This window comes from Hyphomonas sp. (genome assembly GCF_046313975.1).
In the GTDB taxonomy this organism is placed as follows: Bacteria; Pseudomonadota; Alphaproteobacteria; order Caulobacterales; family Hyphomonadaceae; genus Hyphomonas.
Map to the genome: position 1 here is coordinate 1 of NZ_JBKBXB010000074.1, position 3,922 is coordinate 3,922.

Sequence of the window (3,922 nt, forward strand, 5' to 3'; positions counted from 1 at the left end):
CCTGCAGCTCGCGATGTATCTGGAGCTGAATTACTACCGGATCCTGACCACATCCTGCAAAGGCACGTCCTATGAGGACAGCGCGGACACCTACCTTCAGGCGGCCGGCCAGTCGATGAAGACCTGCCAGATCATGACCAGTGATCCCAACATCTGTGTGCCCAAGGCGCCATACTAGCCTCGTGACTGGCATTTGATGCTGCTCGGAAGCGACAGCGCCACACTTAGGCCATTCACGTCTGATTGATGTGGCTGGACAAATGCCCCGGCGCGTCACTACGCTTGCTCCATGGCCGGGGGAAAAGGCCGGTTTTATGACACTGATCTGGTTCCGCCAGGCGCAGAGACTTTTCGCTTCCGCAGCTGCTTGCCTGATGGCGGGCATGACTGCGGCTACAGAGACAGCTCCGGCAGAGATTCCGGCTGAGCCGGTGCCAAGTTATCTGGGCATTGATCTGCCGCTGCGCCCCGGCGAGCGGGTGGTGCCGACGGCGAACGGGAATTGCGCGGTTGTCATCTTCGCCCCGCATGAGGAGCGCCATGAGCGCCTTGCCGGATACTGGAGCCGGGCGCAGTGGCTGGGGCCGTGCCGGTTCGGCCTTGCGCATGGCGAAGGGCTGATTGTCACCTCGGACGGACAGTTCAACATCTCCGCCACGATGCTCTATGGGCTGGAAGTGACGGCGCCGGAAATTTCCCGCACCGGCGTGTTCCAGAGCGGCGAGGTGTCGTGGGACACATCCTTCGGTACACTGAACTTCCATTCCGGCGAGGCGTTCAGCGACACATCGGCGGCGCGCTATGTGGTGCGCTATGAAACCCAGCCGGACGGACCACTGGAGTTCGAGGATCTGGTCTCGGTCTGGTCGGGCACCAATTCTCTCGAAAAGCACACCTTTGATGACGAAGGGCGCGAGTGGACGATGACCGTCAACGCCTGGAATGTCGACACCTATTGCGGCCTCGGCATGCCGCCGGAATTCAAGAGGTTCGAGAAGGAAGTGAAAAAGGCGTGTAAGAAGAACGCGCCTGAAAAGCTGGTCGTGCTGCGCCGGGAAGGCCACCGGCAGGAGCCCTGGGCAAGTCGGGACGTGACCTGGCTGAAATCCTGCCCGGTCAACCGCAACACACGCGGCAATGAATGCGGCAGGCTGGTCAGCGAGGCGCTGGGCAAGCAGGCGGCGGAGTTTGAAAAGCTGCTGACGAAGGGTGATGCAGAAGCGCGAAGCGCCGCCGAGCAGGAGATCATCGACCGCTATGCCCCGCTTGAACAGGCAGTCGAAGGCCTGGTGATGGCGGCGGAAGAGGCGCGCGAGTAAGCCCGAAACGAAATCGCCCCGGCGGTGAAGCCGGGGCGATGATATTCAGTAGACGGAATAATTAGGCGCCGGCACGTTCCGGACGGCGCGCGCGGTTCTGACCGCCGCCCTGTCCGCCCTGACGGCCACCTTGGCCGCCACGGCGAGGGCCGCCCGGCTTGCCATTGCCACCGCCATTGCCATTCCAGTTGCCCCGGCGCGGCGCGCTGCCGCCCTGGCGTTCGGAACTCTCACGGCGCTCGCCGACGGCCTGCACGCGCTCGGTGCGTTCACCGCGCTCGGCACGCTCGCCGCGCTCTTCGCGAGGGCGGCGTTGCTGATTCTGCTGCTGGCCGCGATGGCCATTGCCACCGCCGCCGCGGCGTGCCTGTTGCGGACGTCCGCCATTGCCGCGCGGCTCATCCGGCTCGCCGGCAGGACGCGGGGCGAGCTTCATGCCGATCGCCTTCTCGATGGCGCGCAGGTATTCCCGCTCCGCCTTCGAGACGAACGAGATTGCGATGCCGGTCTGCCCGGCGCGGGCCGTGCGGCCGATACGGTGGACGTACTGTTCAGGCACTTCCGGCAAGTCAAAGTTGATCACATGTGTCAGGCCGTCGATATGGATGCCGCGGGCGGCGATATCGGTGGCGATCAGGACCGGCACGCGGCCGCCCTTGAAGGCTTCCAGCGCCTTGATGCGCTGGGCCTGGCTCTTGTTGCCGTGGATGGCGACGGAGTCGATATTGTCCTTAGCAAGACGGCGCACGACGGCGTCGGCGCCATGTTTCGTCCGCACAAAGACGAGCGCGGTGCGCAGTTCCGGCTGGCGGATCGTCTCGGCCAGCAGGGCCTGTTTTTCGGACTGTTCGACGAAGCAGATGCGCTGCTCCACTTTTTCAGCCGTGGTGGCGGGCGGGGCGACGGCGACTTCTGCCGGATTGGTCAGGTATTCGGCGGCAAGGCCGGACACGAGTTTCGGCATGGTTGCCGAGAAGAACAGCGTCTGGCGCTCTTTCGGCAGGTGTTTGGCAATCTTGCGCAGGGCATGGATGAAACCGAGGTCCAGCATCTGGTCGGCCTCGTCCAGCACCAGCACTTCGACATGGCGCAGCGAGACCGCGCTCTGTTCCATCAGGTCGATCAGGCGACCCGGCGTGGCGACGAGTACATGCGCGCCGCGTTCCAGCTTGCGGATCTGTCCGCCGATCTTGGCGCCGCCGCAGACCATCACGACGCGGAAGCCTTGTCCCGCACCATAGGTTTCGAAGGATTCGGCGATCTGCCCGGCGAGTTCACGCGTCGGTGCGAGCACCAGGACGCGGGCGCCCTTGCTGGGAGCCGGGCCGGACTGGCGGTTCAGGCGGTCGAGGATCGGCGCGGCGAAAGCCAGCGTCTTGCCGGTGCCGGTCTGGGCAAGGCCCAGCACATCGCGGCCCGACTTGATCAGCGGGATGGCCTGCGCCTGGATCGGGGTCGGCGTGGTGTAGCCGGCTTCTTCGACAGCGCGCGCGAGGCGGCTGGTGAAGCCGAAGGAATTGAAATCAGTCATGGTTACTTTCAAAAACGAATTTGCGCCCGGCGCGGTTCATCGCGCGCGGGTGGCGGGGGTTGAACGACCCGCGTGAAGAAGGGCGCCTTAGGCTTAAGATGCGTCTGTAAGGAGGGCCACGGACGTGGCGGACTTGCCGCCAGACCAGCTCACGCTGCCCTGCAAGGCGGCTCAAACCACCCAGACCGGGCGCACATGGGGTGTAACCGCAGGAATGTCAAAGGATATTTCAGCGCAGGTGTTAACACGCCGCGATTTTCCGCCTACAGATCAAGCACAATCCGGCGCGCTTTGATCGCGTCCAGCGTCTCGTCCGGCGTCCTGCAATGCACCATCGCGCTGCGGAAGTCGGCCGGGATGAAACCGCCCTCGATGATCTTCTCGATCAGCTCGAAGAAGGGTTGCCAGAAGCCATCCTCATCCAGGAAGGCCATCGGCTTGGCATGCAGGCCGAGGCGGGCCCAGGAGAGAATCTCCACCGCTTCTTCCAGCGTGCCGATGCCGCCGGGCAGCACGATGAAGGCGTCCGCTTCCTCGAACATCATCATCTTGCGCGTGTGCATGTCGTCGACGATGCGGTGCTCTACCTCTGTATAGATACGTTCCTTGTCGAGCAGGAAGCGCGGCATGATGCCCAGCACTTCGCCGCCCGCCTCATGCGCCGCGCGTGCGCATGCGCCCATCAAGCCGACGCCGCCGCCGCCATAGACAAGGCGCAGCCCGCTTTTCGCCAGCTGGGTGCCGAGGCGTTTTGCGAGGTCGATATATTTCGGGTTCACCGCATCCGAGGCGCCGCAATAGACGCAGATGGAGGAGAGTTTCGAGGTCGTGTGTGTTTTCTTGATATCATCCATGGGGTGGAAATTAGGGGGCACCGCGCGTGAGCGCCAGATGCTTTCGCAGGGCAGGGTTAATGCCGCGCCGCGCCATGCCTTTTACTTCCGCCCAAACCGCGCCATATGGGCGGCATGACTGCTGTGCACGCTGCCCCGACCACGCCCCCGTCCCATACTCCGGCTGACCCCGACCGTATCGAGAGTGCCGATGGCGGCCTCTGGGCCTCGATCTCCCG

Annotated in this window: 3 protein-coding genes; 1 reads left to right on the forward strand and 2 read right to left on the reverse strand. The window is 64.0% G+C overall.

Annotated elements, in window-relative coordinates; all coding sequences use genetic code 11:
• The first annotated feature begins 383 nt into the window (after positions 1-383).
• Entirely contained in the window at positions 384-1,319 is a 936-nt protein-coding gene (locus tag ACK4TE_RS15760; RefSeq protein ID WP_409912489.1) for a hypothetical protein, read from the forward strand.
• Between the two features lie 61 nt (positions 1,320-1,380).
• Here ACK4TE_RS15760 and ACK4TE_RS15765 read toward each other — a convergent pair whose 3' ends face one another.
• On the reverse strand, positions 1,381-2,850 hold the full coding sequence (locus ACK4TE_RS15765) for a DEAD/DEAH box helicase (protein ID WP_409912490.1): 1,470 nt from the start codon (positions 2,848-2,850) through the stop codon (positions 1,381-1,383).
• Positions 2,851-3,113: 263 nt separating this feature from the next.
• The gene (locus tag ACK4TE_RS15770; protein ID WP_409912491.1) at positions 3,114-3,704 is read right to left on the reverse strand and encodes a TIGR00730 family Rossman fold protein; all 591 of its coding nucleotides are present in this window, start codon (positions 3,702-3,704) and stop codon (positions 3,114-3,116) included.
• Positions 3,705-3,922 lie beyond the last annotated feature (218 nt).

Bases quoted from the DNA above. Each gene is read 5' to 3' on its own strand.
- ACK4TE_RS15770 (WP_409912491.1), bottom strand. From the start codon at position 3,704: ATGGATGATATCAAGAAAACACACACGACCTCGAAACTCTCCTCCATC.
- ACK4TE_RS15765 (WP_409912490.1), bottom strand. From the start codon at position 2,850: ATGACTGATTTCAATTCCTTCGGCTTCACCAGCCGCCTCGCGCGCGCT.
- ACK4TE_RS15760 (WP_409912489.1), top strand. From the start codon at position 384: ATGACTGCGGCTACAGAGACAGCTCCGGCAGAGATTCCGGCTGAGCCG.